Source organism: Bradyrhizobium ferriligni, assembly GCF_056837965.1.
Map to the genome: position 1 here is coordinate 1 of NZ_JBXEJO010000272.1, position 450 is coordinate 450.

At 39.8% G+C, this 450-nt stretch carries 1 protein-coding gene; it reads right to left on the minus strand.

Going from position 1 to position 450, the window contains the following annotated elements:
• Positions 1–450: hypothetical protein (locus AC1VNY_RS42675; RefSeq protein WP_482409702.1), on the minus strand; the 450-nt coding region annotated here is incomplete at both ends.

Here is a 450-nt window from a genome sequence, read left to right on the forward strand (position 1 = left end):
GCTCTTATGTTCTATATCCCTGTTCATATGTTCGATAAATCTGCTATTATGCTCTATATTTCTGCTCTTATGTTCTATACATTTTTGCTTTTCCCATGCATCGCTACTCTTATGTTCTATATCATCTTCATGTTCTATATCTCTTTGTCCTGTATCTTCACTACTTTGCACCATATCCCTAACCCATTTGCCCTTATCTATGCTCCACTGCCATACACGTTTCTTCTCTTTAACTACATCTAGGATCCCTTGGTCGGAATCTGTACTCATTTGCAACGTTTGGTTAATCTCAGTATCTAGATCGCTGCCCCCTCGATGAGTATCTTTAATAGCACTCTCTCTATCTCTGCCTTCTCGGTGTGTATCTCTGATCGCATTCTCTGTATCTCTGCCCCCTAGCTGTGTATCTTTAATAGCATTCTCATCATCTCTGCCTTCTTGCTGTATATT